Annotated in this window: 15 protein-coding genes; 5 read left to right on the forward strand and 10 right to left on the reverse strand. The window is 39.8% G+C overall.

Features of this window, described 5'->3' with window-relative positions:
• Positions 1–23: 23 nt before the first annotated feature.
• From N483_RS22105 to N483_RS22140, 7 genes are all read right to left on the reverse strand, one after another.
• Positions 24–1,661, reverse strand: coding sequence for a hypothetical protein (locus tag N483_RS22105; protein ID WP_023397993.1), 1,638 nt, complete (start codon positions 1,659–1,661; stop codon positions 24–26).
• A 159-nt stretch (positions 1,662–1,820) separates the two neighbouring features.
• Positions 1,821–3,281, reverse strand: coding sequence for a hypothetical protein (locus tag N483_RS22110; RefSeq protein ID WP_023397994.1), 1,461 nt, complete (start codon positions 3,279–3,281; stop codon positions 1,821–1,823).
• A gap of 62 nt (positions 3,282–3,343) precedes the next feature.
• Positions 3,344–4,123, reverse strand: coding sequence for a hypothetical protein (locus N483_RS22115; RefSeq protein WP_023397995.1), 780 nt, complete (start codon positions 4,121–4,123; stop codon positions 3,344–3,346).
• Positions 4,124–4,211: 88 nt separating this feature from the next.
• A complete protein-coding gene (locus tag N483_RS22120; protein WP_023397996.1) occupies positions 4,212–4,736 on the reverse strand; it encodes a hypothetical protein in 525 nt (174 codons plus the stop codon).
• Between the two features lie 89 nt (positions 4,737–4,825).
• Positions 4,826–5,605 (reverse strand): Hint domain-containing protein, encoded by a 780-nt coding sequence (locus N483_RS22125; RefSeq protein ID WP_023397997.1) that lies wholly within the window; start codon positions 5,603–5,605, stop codon positions 4,826–4,828.
• A gap of 36 nt (positions 5,606–5,641) precedes the next feature.
• Positions 5,642–7,153: a S8 family serine peptidase gene (locus N483_RS22130; RefSeq protein ID WP_023397998.1), complete on the reverse strand. Its 1,512-nt coding sequence runs from the start codon at positions 7,151–7,153 to the stop codon at positions 5,642–5,644.
• Positions 7,154–8,611: 1,458 nt separating this feature from the next.
• Entirely contained in the window at positions 8,612–10,081 is a 1,470-nt protein-coding gene (locus N483_RS22140) for a PPC domain-containing protein (protein WP_023398000.1), read from the reverse strand.
• A 292-nt stretch (positions 10,082–10,373) separates the two neighbouring features.
• Between N483_RS22140 and N483_RS22145 the strand changes: the two genes are divergently transcribed.
• From N483_RS22145 to N483_RS22150, 3 genes are all read left to right on the forward strand, one after another.
• Entirely contained in the window at positions 10,374–11,297 is a 924-nt protein-coding gene (locus N483_RS22145; protein WP_155250717.1) for a GGDEF domain-containing protein, read from the forward strand.
• A gap of 141 nt (positions 11,298–11,438) precedes the next feature.
• Positions 11,439–11,615 carry a hypothetical protein gene (locus N483_RS27135; RefSeq protein WP_023398002.1) on the forward strand — a complete coding sequence of 59 codons (177 nt, stop codon included), beginning with the start codon at positions 11,439–11,441 and terminating at the stop codon, positions 11,613–11,615.
• A 458-nt stretch (positions 11,616–12,073) separates the two neighbouring features.
• Complete coding sequence (locus N483_RS22150) at positions 12,074–12,262, forward strand: hypothetical protein (RefSeq protein WP_023398003.1); 189 nt, start codon at positions 12,074–12,076, stop codon at positions 12,260–12,262.
• 196 nt (positions 12,263–12,458) lie between these two features.
• On the opposite strand, the gene N483_RS22155 is transcribed toward N483_RS22150, so the two are convergent.
• The 3 genes from N483_RS22155 to N483_RS22165 all read right to left on the reverse strand — a co-directional run bounded on the left by N483_RS22155 (position 12,459) and on the right by N483_RS22165 (position 17,221).
• Positions 12,459–13,052: a pentapeptide repeat-containing protein gene (locus tag N483_RS22155; protein ID WP_023398004.1), complete on the reverse strand. Its 594-nt coding sequence runs from the start codon at positions 13,050–13,052 to the stop codon at positions 12,459–12,461.
• A 415-nt stretch (positions 13,053–13,467) separates the two neighbouring features.
• Positions 13,468–14,535 carry an alkaline phosphatase D family protein gene (locus N483_RS22160; protein WP_023398005.1) on the reverse strand — a complete coding sequence of 356 codons (1,068 nt, stop codon included), beginning with the start codon at positions 14,533–14,535 and terminating at the stop codon, positions 13,468–13,470.
• A 331-nt stretch (positions 14,536–14,866) separates the two neighbouring features.
• Positions 14,867–17,221 (reverse strand): TonB-dependent receptor, encoded by a 2,355-nt coding sequence (locus tag N483_RS22165; protein WP_023398006.1) that lies wholly within the window; start codon positions 17,219–17,221, stop codon positions 14,867–14,869.
• 207 nt (positions 17,222–17,428) lie between these two features.
• Here N483_RS22165 and N483_RS22170 point away from each other — a divergent pair, with 207 nt between their 5' ends.
• Together N483_RS22170 and N483_RS22175 are read left to right on the forward strand one after the other, a co-directional pair.
• Entirely contained in the window at positions 17,429–18,142 is a 714-nt protein-coding gene (locus N483_RS22170; RefSeq protein ID WP_023398007.1) for a UTRA domain-containing protein, read from the forward strand.
• 111 nt (positions 18,143–18,253) lie between these two features.
• Entirely contained in the window at positions 18,254–19,564 is a 1,311-nt protein-coding gene (locus N483_RS22175; RefSeq protein WP_023398008.1) for a DUF5690 family protein, read from the forward strand.
• Positions 19,565–19,880: the final 316 nt, after the last annotated feature.

The raw sequence follows: 19,880 nt of genomic DNA on the forward strand, positions 1-19,880 counted from the left end.
ATCCCATGTAAATGTCTCGGTTACTACCTAGTTAAATAGCCAATACGATTTAGCTCATCCGCTTTGTGTTTTAAAGGATCTTGTACCCTGCACTGCCCTTGCCCATTTTCAATAAACTTTGTTAAGCCCTCATGGCCTTGCAGCTCTGCGACATCTTTACAGTCGCTGGAGATAAGCCTGGACTTTAATTTTTGCGGGTCAAAAGAAGTGCTCTGTGTCTCAGACATCAATCGAACCTGCTCGTAAAGTGCATAAGACGTTGCAACGGGCGTTGTCCAAGAAGAGCCAAAAGGCGACATCTCCGCTTGGTATCTCATCCCTAAAATATCAGGATCGAATTTTGGAGTACTATTGGTTGCATGACTACCGGTGCCATTCTCTGGCACGTACCCAACATTGATATATAAGTCGATACTTTCATTACCATTAAAACTGTCTTCATTATCAACGAATACTTGTTGCCAACCAGATAACCCCCCCTTGGTAATACTTGTGTCTTTATCACCTGTAGAGTATTGGGAAACACGTACTCTGTTAGAATAGTTGATTAGGTCCAGATCATCTTGGCTTTGTGTTGCAAATTCGTTTCCGGCATGAAATGCCAGCGTATTTGGTGATTCAAATAACGCGTCATAAACAGGCTTCATTGCATTTAAAAATTGCACCCGTTGCTCTGTATCAAGTGCGTCATTACATCCATTACTATTCAAGGCATTACCAACACTTTCTAAAGTAAAGCCACCTGAGTAATTTATATATTCAATTTCATGGCTATCGATAATATCTGCTTTTAGCGAGCTTGCTGCACTTTTCATATGCGCCAAAAACGTATCCAAATCAGCGGCGCACAACTCGTCTTTATGCTGTGTAAATGGGATAAATGACGCCGTGTCAATTAGGACAAATTCGGCATGTGGATTGTGCTGTGCTAAATAACCAAATACCTTAGTGCCATGACTAAAAAAAGCTCTATTGGTTACTCTATCAAACCTGTCATCAGGGACCACCTCTCTATATTTTGCAGCTAAATCTGATAGCCAACTCGCTGGTAAAAATGCCTCTTGAGGCTTGGTAAATTTCTCATCTGTAAAGGTAAAGCTGTTAATGTCTTGGAGCAGTTTTACACCCAATTTAGATAAGCTAACCTGCGGGTTATCAGCGATAAATGTCTTAGTTTGGGGGTCGTATTTATAAGTAGCTTTAACTCGGGGGCGATAACGCAACGCCGAAAGAAAGTCCATTCCATAGTCTAAAACAAGTATTGTTTGTGTTTTGTTTGTTCGATCTTGATTAAATTGTCCATCGCTAAACTTCACAGTTTGAACTTCACACATTTCATGGTTTTGTGATGCATTGGTGCAATCAATACCCTGCTCGTCAATCCAAGCAATAGAGTCAGTAACAAGCTGTTTTCCTTGCGCTTCGATAACATCCATAAACACAGTGGGATCTGGTTCTGGTTCTGGTTCTGGTTCAGGTTCAGGTTCCGGATCTGGAGTAGGTTCAGGGTCTGGAGTGGGCTCAGGATCAGGTTTAGGATCAGGCTGCACCACCACAGGAGGGGGGTCGATAGGTGCAGGCTCTGTGCTATCACTCCCTCCACAGCCTGTGATAAGCAGCGACAGCGAACCCAATAACAAAGCGCCTGTTTTCTTAAACATATAACTCTCCTTAGAATAAAAATCTTTGCTTTACTGTTCCTCGAAAGCAAAAATCACCTTTTATAAACACTTATTTAACAACTTAAGGTGCAACTATATCATGAATAATCAAACAGGCACTACGCGATTACAATTTAATACAAAATGATTTCTCTGCGATTATTTTAAATAACCCTGCTGGTTAAGTGTATCTAAACGATACTTTAACGGATCTTGCAAACGACAACGTCCATTTCCAGCATAGATAAAGTCAGATAATGCAAAGTTTATGAAATGCCCGCCATTATCATAACAATCTTGTGAAATTAAAGTTCGCTTTAAATATGCAGGATCAAAACCCCATTCTATTTGACTCTGTACTGCGATTGCATAAGAAGTAGCAATAGGCGCAGCCCACGAAGATGAAGGAAACTCCCAATCTGCGCCGTATCTCATACCGTATACATCAGAAGACATTTTAGGTGTGCTATTTGTCTCCCAAAAAGCGCTTCTGCCATATCCAAAGTTGACATACATGTCTATATACTTGTGACCGTCAAACTCAGATGAATGATTAACAAAAACATCCTGCCAGCCAGTTTTAGCATCCTGTGAAATCTGAGTATCTACTGAGCCTGTTGTATAAGACATCACTCGAATGCGATTTTGATAATCAATTACATCAAGCGGGTTTTCATTATTTGTTGCAGAAACTGCCCCTGCGTGGATCCCAAGAACACCATAGGTACTAAACAATTTGTCATATACCGGTCTAATGCTCTGAACAAATCTTTTCGCCTTGTAATTACTTAAACTGCCATTACATTTATTGCTTGTCCAAGCATTCTGCACATCTCTTCTTTCGAACCCACCTGAGTAGTTTATATACTCAATATCATTGACTTCGATGACATTTCTCAATAATGAACCCGCAGCGCGTTCCATTTTCACATAAAACGCGTCTATGTCACGATTACAAATGTCGTCCTTGTGCATAATGAAAGGAGAAAATGTACTCGTATCTATGATCACAAATTCTGCGTCAGGGTTATGCTGTGCTAAATAACCAAACACCTTAGTGCCATGGCTGAAGTGCGGAACTCCCGTTTCATGATCATATTTGTCTTGGCTTGCTGCCGCCACATACTTGGCAGCCAAGTCTCCTAGCCATGCTGCAGGTAAAAAGCCTGGCTTAACAGTGTCTGTATCTGGATCTGTATATGTAAAGCCATCGATATCACTTAATACTTTTTGACCAAGTCGAGAGATCGAGACCGATGGGTTGTCTGCCACAAATGTCTGAGTGTCTGGGTCATATTTATAGGCGGCTTTAATACGGCTGCGGTAACGCAAAACAGTCTGAAGATCCATCCCATAATCCATCACCAGTATAGTTTGTTTAGAGTTCGTTCTGGAGGGATCATACTCACCGTCATCAAAATACACCTTTACAGTGTCACACATCGGGTGCGCATTGGTATTTTGCTCGCAACTTATTCCCTGTTCATCAATCCAAGCTATAGAGTCCGCAATATGTTGTTGCGCATGAGCTTTAACTGGGTGAGGTTGTGGTGTTGTCGCATGCGCAGCAAATGCACTTAACAACCCCAGGGCGGGCAAAAACTTATATGTGTTACTCATTTCAAATTTCTCCTTTTGAAACATACGAGTAGGCTATTCGAGTTAATTTAATTTTCAGAAAGTTAAGACTGTTTTTTGAATAGCTTTTGTACTATTTCAATTGTTTCATCTACACTTTTTTCGCGACTGATTATCGAACCGAATTGATTCGCGTATATTTTTCTTACGTCATTATGAAAGTCATCAAAATAACCAAGTTCCATCATCACCATTTCGGGTGATGAAATCACTTGCTCGTCATCATAAGTTGAGATAGACGCGTATACTAAGTCCTCAAGATCAAGATCTCTGCGTTTTTCAATTTCTTCACCATTTGCTAGCTGCTCACTCAAATTGCTCGCTAACTGACCAGTTGCTTCGTAAAGAGGGCCGGGCTCACCAGCTTTCGCTAGTTGATCTAGCAAACGAATAGAAAATACTCTGACTAGAGCTTGTTGTTCACCAAATGCGGCTTCGGCATGTTTAAAATCAATCAAGCTTTTTTGCGCAATTTCTATCATTTCAGGATTATGTAATAAATCTTGCATTTCTTCGTTAATAAACGAAGCAGAGTTAAATTTACCGACAGACAGTTGCATCCGTTGAAAAGCAGTCAGAAGCTGCTCTTCCGTTGTGGTAACTTTGGGGTCTGCTTTTGGTATTTTTAAGTCAATATCTGTTGTAAGCTTTTTATCTAGTTCATCTAGTTTGTTAGTGTTTACTGTGTTTTTATTTTCCTGCTGTACTACATTTGCGACGCTGCTTGTATTAGTCTCACCATCTGCAAAATTGTCGCTCCAACCAAGCCAGAATAATGTAGCGGCAACAGCAGCGACTCCAGCAAAAATGATGCCCTTCTTCATAATATGTAACCTCCTAAACAGCAATTTTTATTCAAACACTTAGCCATAAGTAAAATTGCGTTTATTGTATTGCGTGTTCGTTAATACTTTATCTGCCAAAGCGGCAAACACCAGCAAGTCGCTCTGTAAATAAATCAATTACTGGATAATAACCATTGTAGCGACCCCACAAACCCGCATTGTTTGAAATTTTTCCATTCAATATTGCCCAATCAATTCTTTCATAAAGTGGGTTAGGATCAGGACGATAGACGCAGCGTCCACCCAACTCAGAGCGATGCGCCATTTGCTTATACTGCTCTAGTGTCGCAGCTGAGCTTGGCGTCACTTCATAACTACAGATTGAAAAAATTGATTTGTCGTAATAATCTATCACCGGGTAATACTTATATTCTTTACCCCAATTTGCCGCATTAGCTGTTATTACGCCTTCGTTACGAGCCCAGTCTATTCTTTGTCTAGCTGACAATTCAGAAGGTTTGCTCACACACCTGCTGTACAACGCATTATCAAAATAGGCTTGATAACGATAATTTGCGGTATCTATCGCAGCTTGAGCCGACAACGATGATAGAAATACTGCAGTACCAAGCACTGTAGAAATTGATTTCATGGCATTTATTCCAACTTAATATGATTGAAAATAGAAGTGATTAATGCAAAAAAGGAAGGCCTGAACGGCCCTCCCTATACATCAATAAATTATTGACGAACGATAACTTGACCTAGCTCAGCTTGAAGCTGGTTCTGCCAAGTTAAATCACCAACTAGGATGTCGTTAGCGATGATGATGTGGTTAACAGCTTCAGCACCACTTGTCTCAAAGTTGTAAACGTCTTGGTCAGTCGCTTCACGAGTGATAGAAGCAACTGAAAGCTCTACACCGTCTGCACGAAGCATTGTTTGACCAGCTTCTACATCTTTAGCAGCTACCATAGTACCGTCACCTAAAAGCATACCGTGGTGTTGAGTTACTTTAAGCTCAGAACCATCTTCAAGAGTGAATACATATAGTTTTGACTCTTCAGAACCTTGAGTACGAGCTTTCATTTCAAATGTTTCTGTTGAAAGCGCGCTTAGAGAAGCGTCTTTAGATAGCGCTACTAAGCCATATGAATTGTCAACGTCTTTAGCTTCAACATCTACTACTTTACCGCCTTTAGTTACACGGATAAGAGTACTAGCTTCGAAACAACCACATTTACAAACAGCACCAACTGTTCTGTCATAAAAATCAACAACTGGGTAGAAACCATTCGCTTTACCCCACTCACCAGCGCGAGCAGTGATATAGCCATTTGTAACAGCCCAATTGATACGATTTACACACTCAGTCGCGTTAACAGCTTTTTTCGCACAACGGCCATGTGCAGCATTATCTGTTGTTGCTTGGCTCTGATATGCAGCGATGTCCATTGCAGCTTCAGATTTAGCAGCGAAAAATGCAAGCGCAGCAGCAAAAAGAATTGTCAAAGTTCTCATAAAAAAGATTTCCTTGTAATTGATTTTAACTAAAGTTTATTTTTCAGCATCAGCTTTTAAAGTGACATTATTAAATGCACTGTAACCATAAGCTGAAATGTACCAAGTGCCGCTAGCCGGGTTGGCAACAACACATGATTCGTTTGATGTACCTGGGTTTTCAGAAGCGCAATCGTTGTCAATTGGGTAAGGTGTTTGACCATGCTTGATATATAAATCAGCATCACCAGAACCACCAGACAAGCTTGCTACTAACTTCGTAGTACCTGCAGGCACATTGAATGCGAACGTTCTAAAGTCGCCAGAGTTGCCACTGACCACTTCAACTAGGCCATCACTAGGGCCGCCATCAAGTTTTGCGTAAACCAGTTTGTTTGGTGAACCTGCAACATTAGAGATTTTGTTCGCAGATGCATTGTCATTGATCGCTGCTGTAACTTGAGCAGGATTTAGATTTGGCGTTTTAGCTAGGTGTAAAGCTGCTACACCTGCAACATGCGGAGATGCCATTGATGTACCGCTGATTGTTCTTGTCGCTGTGTCAGAACCGATCCATGCCGATTTGATTGATGAACCAGGAGCAAAAACATCGATACATTTACCGTAGTTTGAGAAGCTTGATCTTGCGTCATTGACATCAGTAGACGCAACAGTAATTGCTGAAGGTGCACTAGCTGGTGATTTTGAACAAGCATCACCTCTGTCGTTACCCGCTGCTACAACAAATGTAACACCGCGATTAACAGCCTTTTCTACAGCGTTGTTAACTGCTGTAGATTTACCACCGCCCAAACTCATGTTAGCAACAGATGGACCTCTTGCATTTGATGCAACCCAGTCAATACCAGCAATAACACCTGCGTATGAACCTGAGCCTCGGCAATCTAGTACACGAACGCCAACTAAATTTACCGCCTTAGCTACACCATATTCAGTACCACCGATAGTGCCCGCAACGTGCGTACCGTGACCATTACAGTCTTGAGCTGTCGCATCGTTATCAATGAAATCATAACCATTTCTAGAGCGGCCACCAAAATCATTGTGGCTGTTTTGGATACCTGTATCCAATACGTAAGCGGTTACACCCTGACCATTGTTAGCACCAACATATTTTCTATCAAGTGGCAGGTCTCTTTGGTCGATACGGTCCAGACCCCAAGTAGGGTTATTTTGAAGAGCACTAACATCAGAAATCTTTGGATCGATTGTAAATGTCGCATTTTGCTCTACAAACTTCACGTCTGGATGTGAAAGTAGTTTTACTAGTTGATCAGAGTTTGCTTTGATAGCAACACCTGACAAATTATCATATTGATACTCAACTTCGACACCTAATTCAGCGCTTAGTTTTGATGTCAAAGATGTAGTGAATGCGGCTCTTGCTGATAAATCAGCATTAATAAAAGTTGAAGGGGTATTATACACAACAATATAGCTATCTTTCACAGCTTTAGTACCAGCTGAGTTGCTATAAAATTCTGCTGCTTGGGCTGTAGAACCAAGTGCAAGACTCAATAAAAGTGGTGTTACTTTCCTTCTAATCATGATTTTTCCTTATAATTTTAAATGAAGTTAATTAGAAATCACATCAACTAAAAAACTAAGAAATAATAGATTGCACACTACTATCAAACTTCAGACATACAAACGTTCAGCTCTCTTAGAGACGCTATAGTTACATACAAAAAAACAAAATAACAAAAAACAAGAGCGCCCAAAAAAACGCCAAAAACAATCCCAATTAACAAAACAATTATTTTTTGTTAGCTTATTTATCAATCACTTATAGTTAAAATAAGGAAAAACCCAAGAACTAGGATAAAAACACCAATGTAAACAAATTGAATAACACATCATTCACAAAATGATAATATACAAATAATCTCCACAATCACCTTCTCTAAGTTCCATAACCTTGCAAAAAAGCTAATTAAATCCAAATAAAGGGGTACATAAGACGAATAATAATTCGTTAGTGAACTATGCTGAATAAAACTTATTTTTCTGAATATGAATTTATGCATAACAAATAATTATAAAAAAAATGACCTCAATATTGTTTGTTTTATTAGATTCAGCTTGAGTGAGGTTTTCAGCTCTATTTGATAGTGATTTCCTATTAAATCTTGTACCTTTTTTATTTAACTTGAAGCTTAAAAATTTTAGATTAATGAGGGTATGGAGCGAACGACTTTTACCACCAAAACCTGCTATAGGTACAATCAGTGCATTTTTGATTACACTGGTGTTTAGAATGTCAATTAGCAAGCGTTCATAAAAATGAGGTGGTAGCGCCATGAATTATACAAAGCGTAGCGGCCATAGTAGTCGTTCTGATTACTTGAATTAAGATGAACTAGTTGAACAAGGTGCCTAACACAATGATTCTAAGAAGAACTTTAGAAGTTGAGCACATTTTTAAGTATCGTTATAGAGATACTAAGTCTAACTAAAGCCATAGAATAGAATTGGTGTCATTTTTAATAGGTAAAATAACATTCTTTTGAATATTATAACTATTAACCCACGGGTTTAAACATAAACCCCGCATTTTGTCATATGATTAATAATCAGGAAATAAGCATAAATATTTCAGCTTAGGTAATTAAACCCAGATCCATCACATTATATATTCCCTGAACTCACGCCTACGCCCCTAATACGGGTCCTTTCATGATACAAGGAGGGGTATTGCTAGATATGCACTCAGAGCTTCGTACAGGCTAAATTAGGCCCTGGTATACAAACTTTCCTGCAGGTATAACATTGAAAACACGCCAGCAATAAGAGATTTACTTTTTCCTCCATGCTTTAACACGCATAATTGAACCACAATATATCGAATGCGATGCTCTGCGGTGAATTGAAAAAAGAAAAATTTGGCGCAGCAAATCAGGGCTAAGCGCTACCCAACCCTGATTAAAAGAGTACGATTAGCCATCATGTGTTTTTAACTCATACGAGTTAGAAGCATTTGCTAATACTCTAAGCAATTTACACACGCTAATTGCCAGACAGCAGCTCTACTTTAACCTCTATCCAAGCACGCTCAGTCCCATCTACACCGCCCTTAGCCGTAGGAGTAATTCTAAATCCTCCCCAATGGTCAGTATAACTTTTACCAATAACTAGTTCAGAATCAGTTTGATCATCCCCCCACCACCCAGGTGTTTTTGAGCCCGGTGTCATGTCTAGTAAATAAGAGGTGGTTTTCCAAAAACGCGCATCTTTTTCATTTTCGAAGTAACCTTGTAAGTTGATTAGGATGCCATCTTTTGTCTTTGGGTAGTTTTGATTGGTTGTACGATATTCGAGCCAATATGTATAGAGCCCATTTCCAGATTTCAACCTAAGTCCAATATAGCCAAGGTCATTTCTAGCATGATCAAAAGCATAAATACGATATGTACCCGAAGAGTTTATAACAGGAACATCGCTGTCAGTTAACCAACGAAAATAATGCTTATATAGCAAGTTGTATGATTGCAACGAATGTGCCCCCATACCCATCATGCTATAGACATTTCCATAATTTAAACTTTCTTTATCATAATCATGATCACCTATAACTCGCCCAGCACCAGCTTCAATTGCTTTTGCATGTCTAAGGCCAAGTGCGTGACCAAGCTCGTGCGCAATAACACCTGGCGTATGATGGTACAAACTAATTGAAGGTGGTGCTGCACTCGAGTTGAAATTCCCGACTTGCGGCGCCACCATCATAACAACTGTTGCTCTGCCTGGGTTGTCAGGGTCAACACCGCGATTTTTCACTTCGGCTTGCCATGCAGCCCGCCACGCAAAAAAGTCATTATCGAAATCTCGTTTTGGCCGATTAATCGTGATCACTGGTTCTGATACATCATAATAAACCGAAAATTTCCCGTATGACTGTTCAGTGTAGTATTGAACTGTTTTATCCAAATCCGCCAGCATTGTGCTCCACTCCAATGGCGTATCACTAAATTGGAAACGAAATACTTTTAAGTTCACATAGTCATACTCGTAACGATCATCCCTATCAGGAGGGATTGTGTTATCTACGATCCGACAAGAAGTAGCTCCCAAATCAACTACCAATGAAGCACCTTGGCTTGCACCATCCACTGTTATATAGCTCCAATAGTTACTTGGATTGCTAATAACAATACATTCACCATTACCCGCTTTTACGGAGCTAGGATCACTACCATCTAACTTTGGCCAACCGCCATTTTTAGCGTACAAGTTAAGGTCGCCACTTCCATACCCCGTTGTTATCGAAAAACTACTTACATTACTGGTATTACCAATACTTAAATAAGTACGGGAGTTATTTGGTAAGCAAACTGTTTGACCATTTTGTACTGTTCTACCTAAAAATGGGTCTTGATCTTGGCATGCTTTGTCTAAATTATCCGCCCAAGCGACACCTTGATTGACGGCACAATACGCAGCTAACACAGCGCCATACTTCCATAGATTTACCTTCATTATTGTATCCTCTGCTTTAGTTACTGGCACGTTTCTGTGCCAGCAAGCAAAGAATAGGACGAACTTTATACAATATGTAATATACTTTATTCATTTATTTAAGAATAAATTAACCCACCCATCTCTACTTCCATTACAATGTTGATGATTCAAAATTGTGATTTACACTTAATACAAAGCGCTATGTAACTTTGCGAAAGGTATTCTTATTCTCAAACTAAAAGAACGCTTTGGCGCGCTAACCAAAGCACAACCCATACTAATTAACCGATACCCAACCTATGCTGCTTACTTGTTTATAGTAACGGCGGCTGTTTTGATCTATTACCCTATTCGATATGCACTTGACCATAGATATGGGTTAGCAATTGCGGTGGTGATTGTCATCGCAGCGTTGTTATTCACAGCAGTGCGATTGTTTCAAGGCCGGTTGAGCGTTTTAAAATGTTTGCTACTCAGCACAGTTCTTGGCAGTACACTCATTTATTTTTCATTTCAGTCCCCGATTATTGCTGTGATATGGCTTCCCGCATTTTTAGTTGGGGTATTTATGGTGTTTCCATTTAAAATCGCCTGCTTAACCAACATCACTTTTTGGTTGATCATTACCTATCTCAACTTTATTCATCTGCATATTGAAATTGCGTTGAGATCAGCCATGTCGTCAGGCTTGATCATGTTGCTCACGGCGGTGATAGTGAAAACATATAACGAAGCCATTCAAGTTGCGGAAAGCGTTGCAACAAAGGACCCTCTAACAGGCGCATTGAACAGACGAACTTTAATCGAAAACATTGAACTTGAGTCTGAACGGGTCACTCGCTACGGGCAAACATGCTCTATCATCATGATAGATTTAGATAATTTTAAAACATTGAATGATAAATTGGGTCATGGGATTGGAGATGAAATGTTGGTCAATTTCGTTAAGCTTATTAGTCAATACACTCGAAAAAATGACAAACTGTTCCGCTTAGGTGGCGATGAATTTATGCTACTTATACCCGGTATGGATGCACAAACTGCACAAACTTTTATTGCCCGCATCCAAAACCTTGTCCCAGCTCAACTAACTGTTGAGCATGTAGCTCTAGGAATGAGTTTTGGTGTATGCGAAATAACAGCTGACACAGCAGTAGAACAACTATTGGAGCTTGCTGATCAAGCACTTTATCAGAATAAAGCGCAACGAAAGAAAAAACAGAAAGATAGCTAAATCCTCTGATTTAAATACTTTTATTCTAAACTTAATTTAAAATTAGAATAATAAAGTCCAAATTTAAAAACTTTTTGTTTACTTTTTGTCATCAAGTAAATAGCATGAAATGGCAGTTTATCTCAAATAAGGAAATAAAAAATGAAAGTACAATTAAAAAAGAAAAAACTAAAAACACTAAATGAGAGTAACCAACTGGCACACAATGCAACACCACAAGTTGCAGGTGGAGAATACTCAGTGTACCCACGATGTAGTCCATCAAACCCTGTGATCTGCTATACATATGGCGGCTGGCAAGGCTGTGTACCTAAGTAATAAAAGCATACTTTAGCGCTTTTTATACTTTGAAATAATACTGCCAGATTCATTGTGGCTATTTAATGGCGCTGGCAGTATTTTTATTGTTGTATTAGCAACCTAGGCAATTGCGCCCTGAACATTTCAAGCATTAAATAACTCCGAATATTGTGGAAGGCCGGACGTTTTATGTATCGATATATCACTATAAATAGAGCTAATATAATTAAAATAGCTTACATACTCGAACTCAAACTATAGTTGTCACATATCAGGATCTGTCACTCATAATTCTCGAACAAGCAACAGAGCAAAACCTGTTTATATTTCGAAAGAAAGCTTGGAATACTCATAAATAAAAATACTCACCCTGCTACCTCACTTGTTAAACTAAAACCCGTTAGGAATTAACATATTTACAAAACTCTTATCACCTAGTACCTTATTTAGATAATAAGTTAATTAAGGAGAATAAAATGAAACTTGTTATCTCTAAGAAAAAGATGAAACTTTTAAGCGCAGATAAAAATACACTGGAAAACTCAGTAACCCCCCAAATTGCGGGTGGTTATACCAATGGTTCAGGCTGCTCCGGCCTTCTTTTTTGCGGCACAAGCCGTTGCCCATCACAGCACATTGAGTGTGAAACAATGATCTATTGTTAAACTTTTTTACTGGGCAATGCTAACTAATACACTTAATAGCTTTGGCAGTGTAATATTTACTGCCATTTTAACTCACAAAACTAATCAGCACTGGACCCAACTGCACGAATACACAGCTAAGTAGTCCTCTCTTTTCATTGACCACGCCGCGTTTTACGTGATTGGTACTATATGAAGCTCCCTCTCATATTTCCCTTTACACCAGTTCAATTTCTAAACACCCCAATAACCGAATTGCTTCGAAGCGATCAAACTTTGCTTTTTTAAGATTATTGTTAAATATATCAATATCGAAATCGGTTGCATGTGAAAAATCTGCACCTGATAGATTTGTATCGTAAAATACAGACCCTTTTAAATCAGAATGAGAAAACTGAGCATTGCTAAAGTCTCCGTCCCTAAAGTCAACATTTCGAGCAACACAACTATCTAATACAAAGTCCTGTAATGAAAGACCATAGAAGGAACTATCATTTATCATGCAATCATAAAATTTAATTGGTGAACTAAAAACGAGTCTAGGCCATGCAACTTTAGTCCAATCAATACCAATTGCTTTTGAATCACGAATTATAACATCGGTGAATTTGCTGTACTGAATCCTTAGCATGCTTAAATTGCATTTTGAAAATTCACAATCAATAAAGGTACATCGGTTAAGAACCGCCTCAGAAAAGTTACAACTTAGAAATTTACACCCCTCGAATGTCTTTGAGGCTATCTTCTCTCCCGAAAAATCCTCTTGTTCAAAGGTTGTATCCCAGTATTCATGCTCTTCACCAATATTCAAAGTCCTTCCTCCGTATTCAATGATGTCTAATTAAAAATCGGGCTCTATGATTTATTCTGAAACACAACCATCGTCATATGCCTTCGATATGTATAGGTAAATAACCACTTTTCTCACTTTTGATTGGGTGATTATTTAAAGGTGCAATGTCCACTTATGAATATTATCATCACTCTATTCACCCGATGTGAAGATAGGACGATTGCTACAATGGCATTTCTGTGCGCTTGGCTCAGCTATAACGTCAATTAACAAGCACACAAAAAGCCTATATTTATGCCGCTGAAGCTAACATAATTAATTACCCAGCGCACAACATACTCTTTGTTAGAAATGAAGCAAGTCAATAAGCGGTTATCTCAATAATTTCATGGGGATTAAAAATCCGATTGTCGGCATGTGTGCGACTCCCTTTTCAAAGCTTCTCTTTATATTGAAGTGACGACAATGGCATACTTTGGGAGTGAGTAACATGGCCCTTGATGTCTTTTAACCCGAAATGGATAACAGGGTCACTCTTTTGCCAATTAATTTCAATAAACCCATAATTCACTTGCGACGTGCTCTCGCCAACCCGGTGTTTATTTGGACTGACATCTTTCCACTTTTGAGTTAATCCTGAGCTCGTGACTTCCCACAAAGGATAGCCCCGTTTTGTTTGATATTTTGATAGTTCACCCCAGTGAGTGTCACCGCTTATCATGATCACACCACCTATTTGATGCGCTTCTATAAAATCAAATAACCGCGCTCGGTCAGCTGGAAAGTTTGCCCAGCTCTCCCATCCCGTAAAGTCTGGGATCAACTGTAAACTAGAGGAAATTATTTTCACCTTGGCGGGCTTTAATAGCTCTTGTTCAAGCCATTGCCACTGCTGCTCTCCCAACATAGATGTAGTATCATCGACAGGCCTATAGGGTCCCTTATTATTGAATAAGCTTCCCACCCAGTAACTCAATGTACCAACCGAGTTGAGTTGTGGTCGATTCCATCGTAGATCGGGCATGATAACTTGGACACTTTGCTCACCTTCTCCAAAGAAGTATGAAGTATATATTCCTGATTCACGCGTGCGTCTCTGGCTTCCTTTGGGCTCCTGCCAAAAATCCAGCATTATCTGTCGCGACTCCTCCTTGAGTGGGTACTCTTCACCTGCGTCATTTTCGCCGTAATCATGATCATCCCACATAGCAATGACAGGAGTACGCTGTCGCAAAGTCTGAAACCCAGGTTTGTGCGCCAACTTTTGATACTTAGCTTTTAACTCATCCATATTTTCAGTATCACCGTATATATTGTCCCCTAAAAATATAAATAGATCGGCTTGCTCTTGGTTGATGGCATCGAAAATGGGAATCGCTTTATCTTGATGGCTGCATGAGCCAAAAAGAATTTTATCGAACGAATTGGCAGCATAGAGGCAGCTAGAAAAGCTACTTAATGCGGCGATGGAAAAGACAAGTAAGCGTTTTATGTTCATCATTAGAAAAATTCTTGTGGTTTTATGCCTCATAACTTCATACCCCAAAGCAAACACACTAACTGTTCACCATTAAAATAGGGAAGTTACTAGGTATTGTGGTCAAGTGACCAAATACTCTGTGACATCGAGAAGAAAATGAGCTAAATGAATAATCATCTAGCTCAGAAGTTTGTTGCACAGCATAGTTTTAAGGCGAGTTATGTAACATGGTCCGTGCTTTCGCGGTGTACATAACAAGGTCAAACCTATCGACTAATAAAAACATCCGTTTCAACTGCACAACATTGGGGTTTGTGATTAGTCGTGTTTTTCAACACCACACCCACTCACTTTAAAAACGTGTTTGGAAATTAATTGCAGCAGTACGCGGTGCACCTATCCAACCACCCCAGCCACCAGCAACACTGCCTATATAGCTCTTATCAAACAAGTTGTTTACAGTAAGCCTGATAGAGGCTCCCTTTAAGGCGGAATCAAAGTTGTCTAAATCAACGGCAATGTATAAGTCGCTCACCGCATAGGCGTCAATACGCTGAGTATTGTCTGCATCCATCCAGCGCTCCCCGATCCATTTAGTTGAAAGACCGGCTGAGTATATGTCAGACTGCCAATCTAAAGACAACACAGCCATATCTTCAACTGAACCAAATACAGTATTACCTGCTTTAATATCTACCGTACCATCTGTGTACTCTGAGTCATTACTGGTATAAGACATGTATACCGATAGAGCTTGGGTAGGGTAATAAGTCATTGACGCTTCTACCCCTGAGGACTCAATCCCCCCAGTGTTAATATATTGACCACTGGTACCAACAAGGTAGTCATTGCCTGATGCAGATTCAGGCGCTACGAATGTTAGACGGTTTTCAAAATCAATGCTGTAAAGTGTGATACTGGCATCAAAGTCTTGGTTGTCGTAACGAATACCCAAATCCATATTTTCAGCTGTTTCTGGCTCAATATTACCGAGTGCTGACGCATCGGCTTCTAGGACCTGATCTTTGATCGCCGCAAAGTTTTCCGCGTAACCTGCAAATACTTCTAAGCCTTCAACAGGCGTATACCATACAGCACCTGCTGACAACAGCGTGTCGGAGTCTGAATTTACTGACTTGTTGGTGCTTGTGAATTTATCGTGGCTATCTAAATCTACTAAGTACTTTTTGACGCCAGCGCGCACTGTTACACTTTCCATCTCCACTGAGTCTTCAAGGTACAACATCGTCGTGGTAACTGGATAAGTGCGGTCATACTGGATCCAATACGGGGTATGGTCAAAATCAAAACTACTCTTTGAATCGATGATTTTGTGCCAGTCTCGGTACTCAGAGCGCTCATAATCTTCGTACCAAATTCCACCACGTACTATGTTGGTGTACTCACCAATTTGCGTTTCCCACGTAAGGTCAGCATTTATGCCAAAACGCTCTTTTTCGTAATGACTGTTGCGATATGATCCAACAGGGCGTGCGCTTGAATCATAACAGTTAGGATCATACTCTGCATCTGCACCACCATAAGGGAAAGTAATAGAGCTTTCACATCCTTTGGCAGGCGTCAGGGATTTACCATCAGCACCGACAAAATAAATTTTACCTAATGAGCTGCCGCCTTGATATGTCGTACCTGACACCAATTCACTGTGACCATTGGCACCATCGTGATTAACATCAACGATATAAGGTGGTACCCAGTCACCACGGCCCTCATTTTTGTGGAAATACGCATTGGCTGTTACTTCAACTTCACCAATCATTGTGTCAACCTCAATATAGCCAAATAGGTTTTCACGTAGCGTAGACCAACCACGGCGATACACTTGATCAATATAAGGAATACCTGTCCACTCACCGGTTAGTCCATCGGACTCTGGGTTTTGTTTAAAACTCTCTAACGATACACGTTGGTAGTTATCTTCATGCACGTCGTCATACGAAAGGTAAGCGGTGATCTCTAAGTCACTGTCCATACCTTTGACAAATTTAGTTGCAAAGTGATCGCGTTTATTCTCGGCTGTTCCCGTTATCCAATCACTGTTGCTCGAATTTGAATAACTGAACCAGCCATAGGTATCATCCATAACCTCGCCTGTTTCAACACGCATATAGTATTTTTGCGCGTCAAAATTAGCTAGTGACAGGCTGGCTACAATGCCTTTTTCCGTTCCTGGGTTAATAGTTGTGAAGTTTAATGTACCGCCCAGCGCTTCATTCGAACGTGAACCGATATCAGCAGTACCTTGAGAAACTTCTACAGCCATTAAATTTTCTGTATCGATATAGCGGTTTGCCTTAGCTCCCCCGCCGTAGTTAGAGTTACCATTTGAGATACCATCAATGGTAATACCGACTTGCTGCTCATCTAGACTTAACTGAAAGCCTCGAATAGACACGGTTGTTGACCAATCATCAGATCCGAATGTATCACCTTCGTTAATAAGTACACCTGGCAGATTATCAATCATTGCCATCGCACTGGTCATGGAAGACTGCTGTTTAAACATCTCTTCAGACGTTGCATTATTAGCGTAAGAAACACTCTTTCCAACGACCATGATCTCTTCGATCTGTTGATCTGCTTTAGCCTGATCATCTTCTGCCAACACAGGAGCCGACAATGCTGTTGCCACAGCCATTGCGAGCATAGATATTTTTGTAGAGCCTGTAGAGTATAAAGTTTTCATTATAATTCCCGAAAGTGATTGGTACATACCAAAAATACGAACGGGCGAAATCTTAGTTCGAGCGCATTACAATGGTTTTACAGAATTATGTAATATTTAAATAATTGGTATGTACCAAAATATCTAAATCTATAAACATGGCTTGTTGAGCACTCTGTATTGTGATAACAATAAATTAATAAAATGCAGATAAAAAATTGATAACTTATGAGCAATGCTTGTTTCGCTTATGCCCATGTGCGTGAAGCCATTAGCCAACAGATCATTGAACAACACCTCACAGGTAGCTTGCCATCAGAGCGAGAGCTCTGCGCAACCTATGACGTTGCTCGTTCTACACTACGCCAAGCCCTTGGACAACTTGAGCATATGGGGTTGATATATAGAAAGAATCGCAGTGGTTGGTTTGTGTGTCCTCGCAAACTAAAATATGATCCAATGCAACATACTTCATTTTTGCAATACACCACTGCGCAAGGGTTTCAGCCCAGTACTAAATTAGTAGAGCAAAAAAAATTGAAACCCTGTAAAGAAATAGCAGCAGCACTTGAGTTAGATGCCCGCACCAGTTTAACGAGTATTTTGCGCGTACGCTCAGTCGACGGAAGAGCTGTGGTCGTTGAAAACCTCAATTTTAGCAATAAACACTTACCTGATATTGATAAACATGACTTGTCATTATCCATCAGCATTTTACTCAAGAATACCTATCACCAACATAATGTTTTATATGATGTTACTGTCGAGTCATGCTGTTTATTCAACCCGATCGCACAATTGTTAGATACTTATGATGGCGCGCTCGGCCTCAAAGTCACACGGATCGTGAGAGACAAAGATGGTATAGCTTTTGAATTTGATCGTGAATTTTGGCGTCACGATGCGCTAATGATAGAAAACAAGGCCAAACTACATTTTTAGAAATTAAGGCCTTGTAAAACAACTGACACAAAGCCAATTTACACTTTCCAAATTCGAAACAGCCCACCAATTGGTACATACCAAAAAAGGGCGTACCAATTAGAGTGTCTAATGTTCGGTCACTTGGGCAAGCAAATTCGTACCTATATAGATTCTAGTACAGTACTATTTTGTGTCTATACAATCATTGCTGCGTGCAGTACTTATGCCTTTATGTATGGGTTCAGAAAACCCGTTGCTGTGGGCTTATTTCAAAGCGTAACTTGGCTAGGTTTATCGCTAAAAACTCTTTATCTGACAGCTCAAATCTTGGGCTATGCACTGTCCAAGTTCATTGGCATAAAAGTGATTTCTGAGCTACATAATCACGGTCGCGCCAAAGCCATCATTTTCTTAGTTTTAGTCGCTTGGATTGCACTGCTTGGGTTTGCTATTGCACCTGCGCCATGGAATGCATTGTTTATGGTGTTGAATGGCCTGCCTTTAGGCATGGTTTGGGGGATAATTTTTAGCTATTTAGAAGGTAGAAGAGTCACAGAAATATTGGCAGCAGGGCTTTGCGCTAGTTTAATTATTGCGTCCGGTTTAGTAAAAAGCCTCGCTAGTATTCTTATTTTAGACTTCGGTATTACCGAGTTTTGGATGCCATTTGTTACTGCGACAGTGTTTTTACCATTGTTATGCATCACGGTATGGATGCTCGACCAAGTCCCTCCTCCCAACCAAGATGATATTGACGCGCGATCTGCCCGCGTGCCAATGACGAAAGCCGATCGTATAGCACTGCTAAAACTGCTGGGTTTTGGTCTTACGATGTTGATTGTCGGCTATATTCTATTAACTATTTTACGTGATCTACGAGATAGTTTTGCCGCCGACGTGTTCAAAGCCACTGGCCTCGAAGGTTCGCCAGTGCTATTCACCATGACTGAGCTCCCGATTGCACTAGTTGTCTTAGTGATTATCGCGCTTTTAAAGCTCATTAGATGTAATCACACCGCCATGATCATCAATCACTTACTGATTTTTATTGGCTTTACAATTACACTGTTAAGCTCTATTGCATACCAATTTAGTAACCTAAACCCTGTCAGCTGGATGATATTAAATGGCATTGGTTTGTACTTAGCTTATGTACCTTTCACAACAACCTTGTTTGAGAGACTTATCGCAACATTTAATCGCCCCGCCAATGTGGGTTTCCTAACTTACTTAGCTGATTCATTTGGGTATTTAGGGACCGTTGCAGTGATGATTTATCATGGTTTAAGCAGTAACCTCTCCGACTGGAATACTATTCTATGTGAATTGGGAATTGTAACCGGGGCAATAGGCGCGCTATTAACGCTTATTTCATTAGGTTACTTTATATACAAAGAAAAATCGCTTAAACACTGTATGAAAATAGCACAACCCCATTAGTCAGTGGACTTCATTTACCCTAAGACACTTTTTATTTAAAAACAAAGTTGATAAGTTCAAACCAATAAATAGGTCGGGCTCATCAACTTTTCACTTGAAGACAGCTTATTTTCAAAATGAAAAAGTGGTTTTACAAAAACCTTTATTAATTAGCAACAAGAGCCATTAGCAATGCACTTTAAATATAATTTAAAAACAGTTTAAAGACAACATTACACACCCTTTATAAAAACCAATTTTCGATATAAAAAAGTCAATCAACAAATACAATCAAAAATAAACCCCAAAAAAACCAACAAATTTAAAAAACACAGAC

Origin of the sequence: Pseudoalteromonas luteoviolacea NCIMB 1944 (assembly GCF_001625565.1) — a bacterium.
Taxonomy (GTDB): domain Bacteria; phylum Pseudomonadota; class Gammaproteobacteria; order Enterobacterales; family Alteromonadaceae; genus Pseudoalteromonas; species Pseudoalteromonas luteoviolacea_F.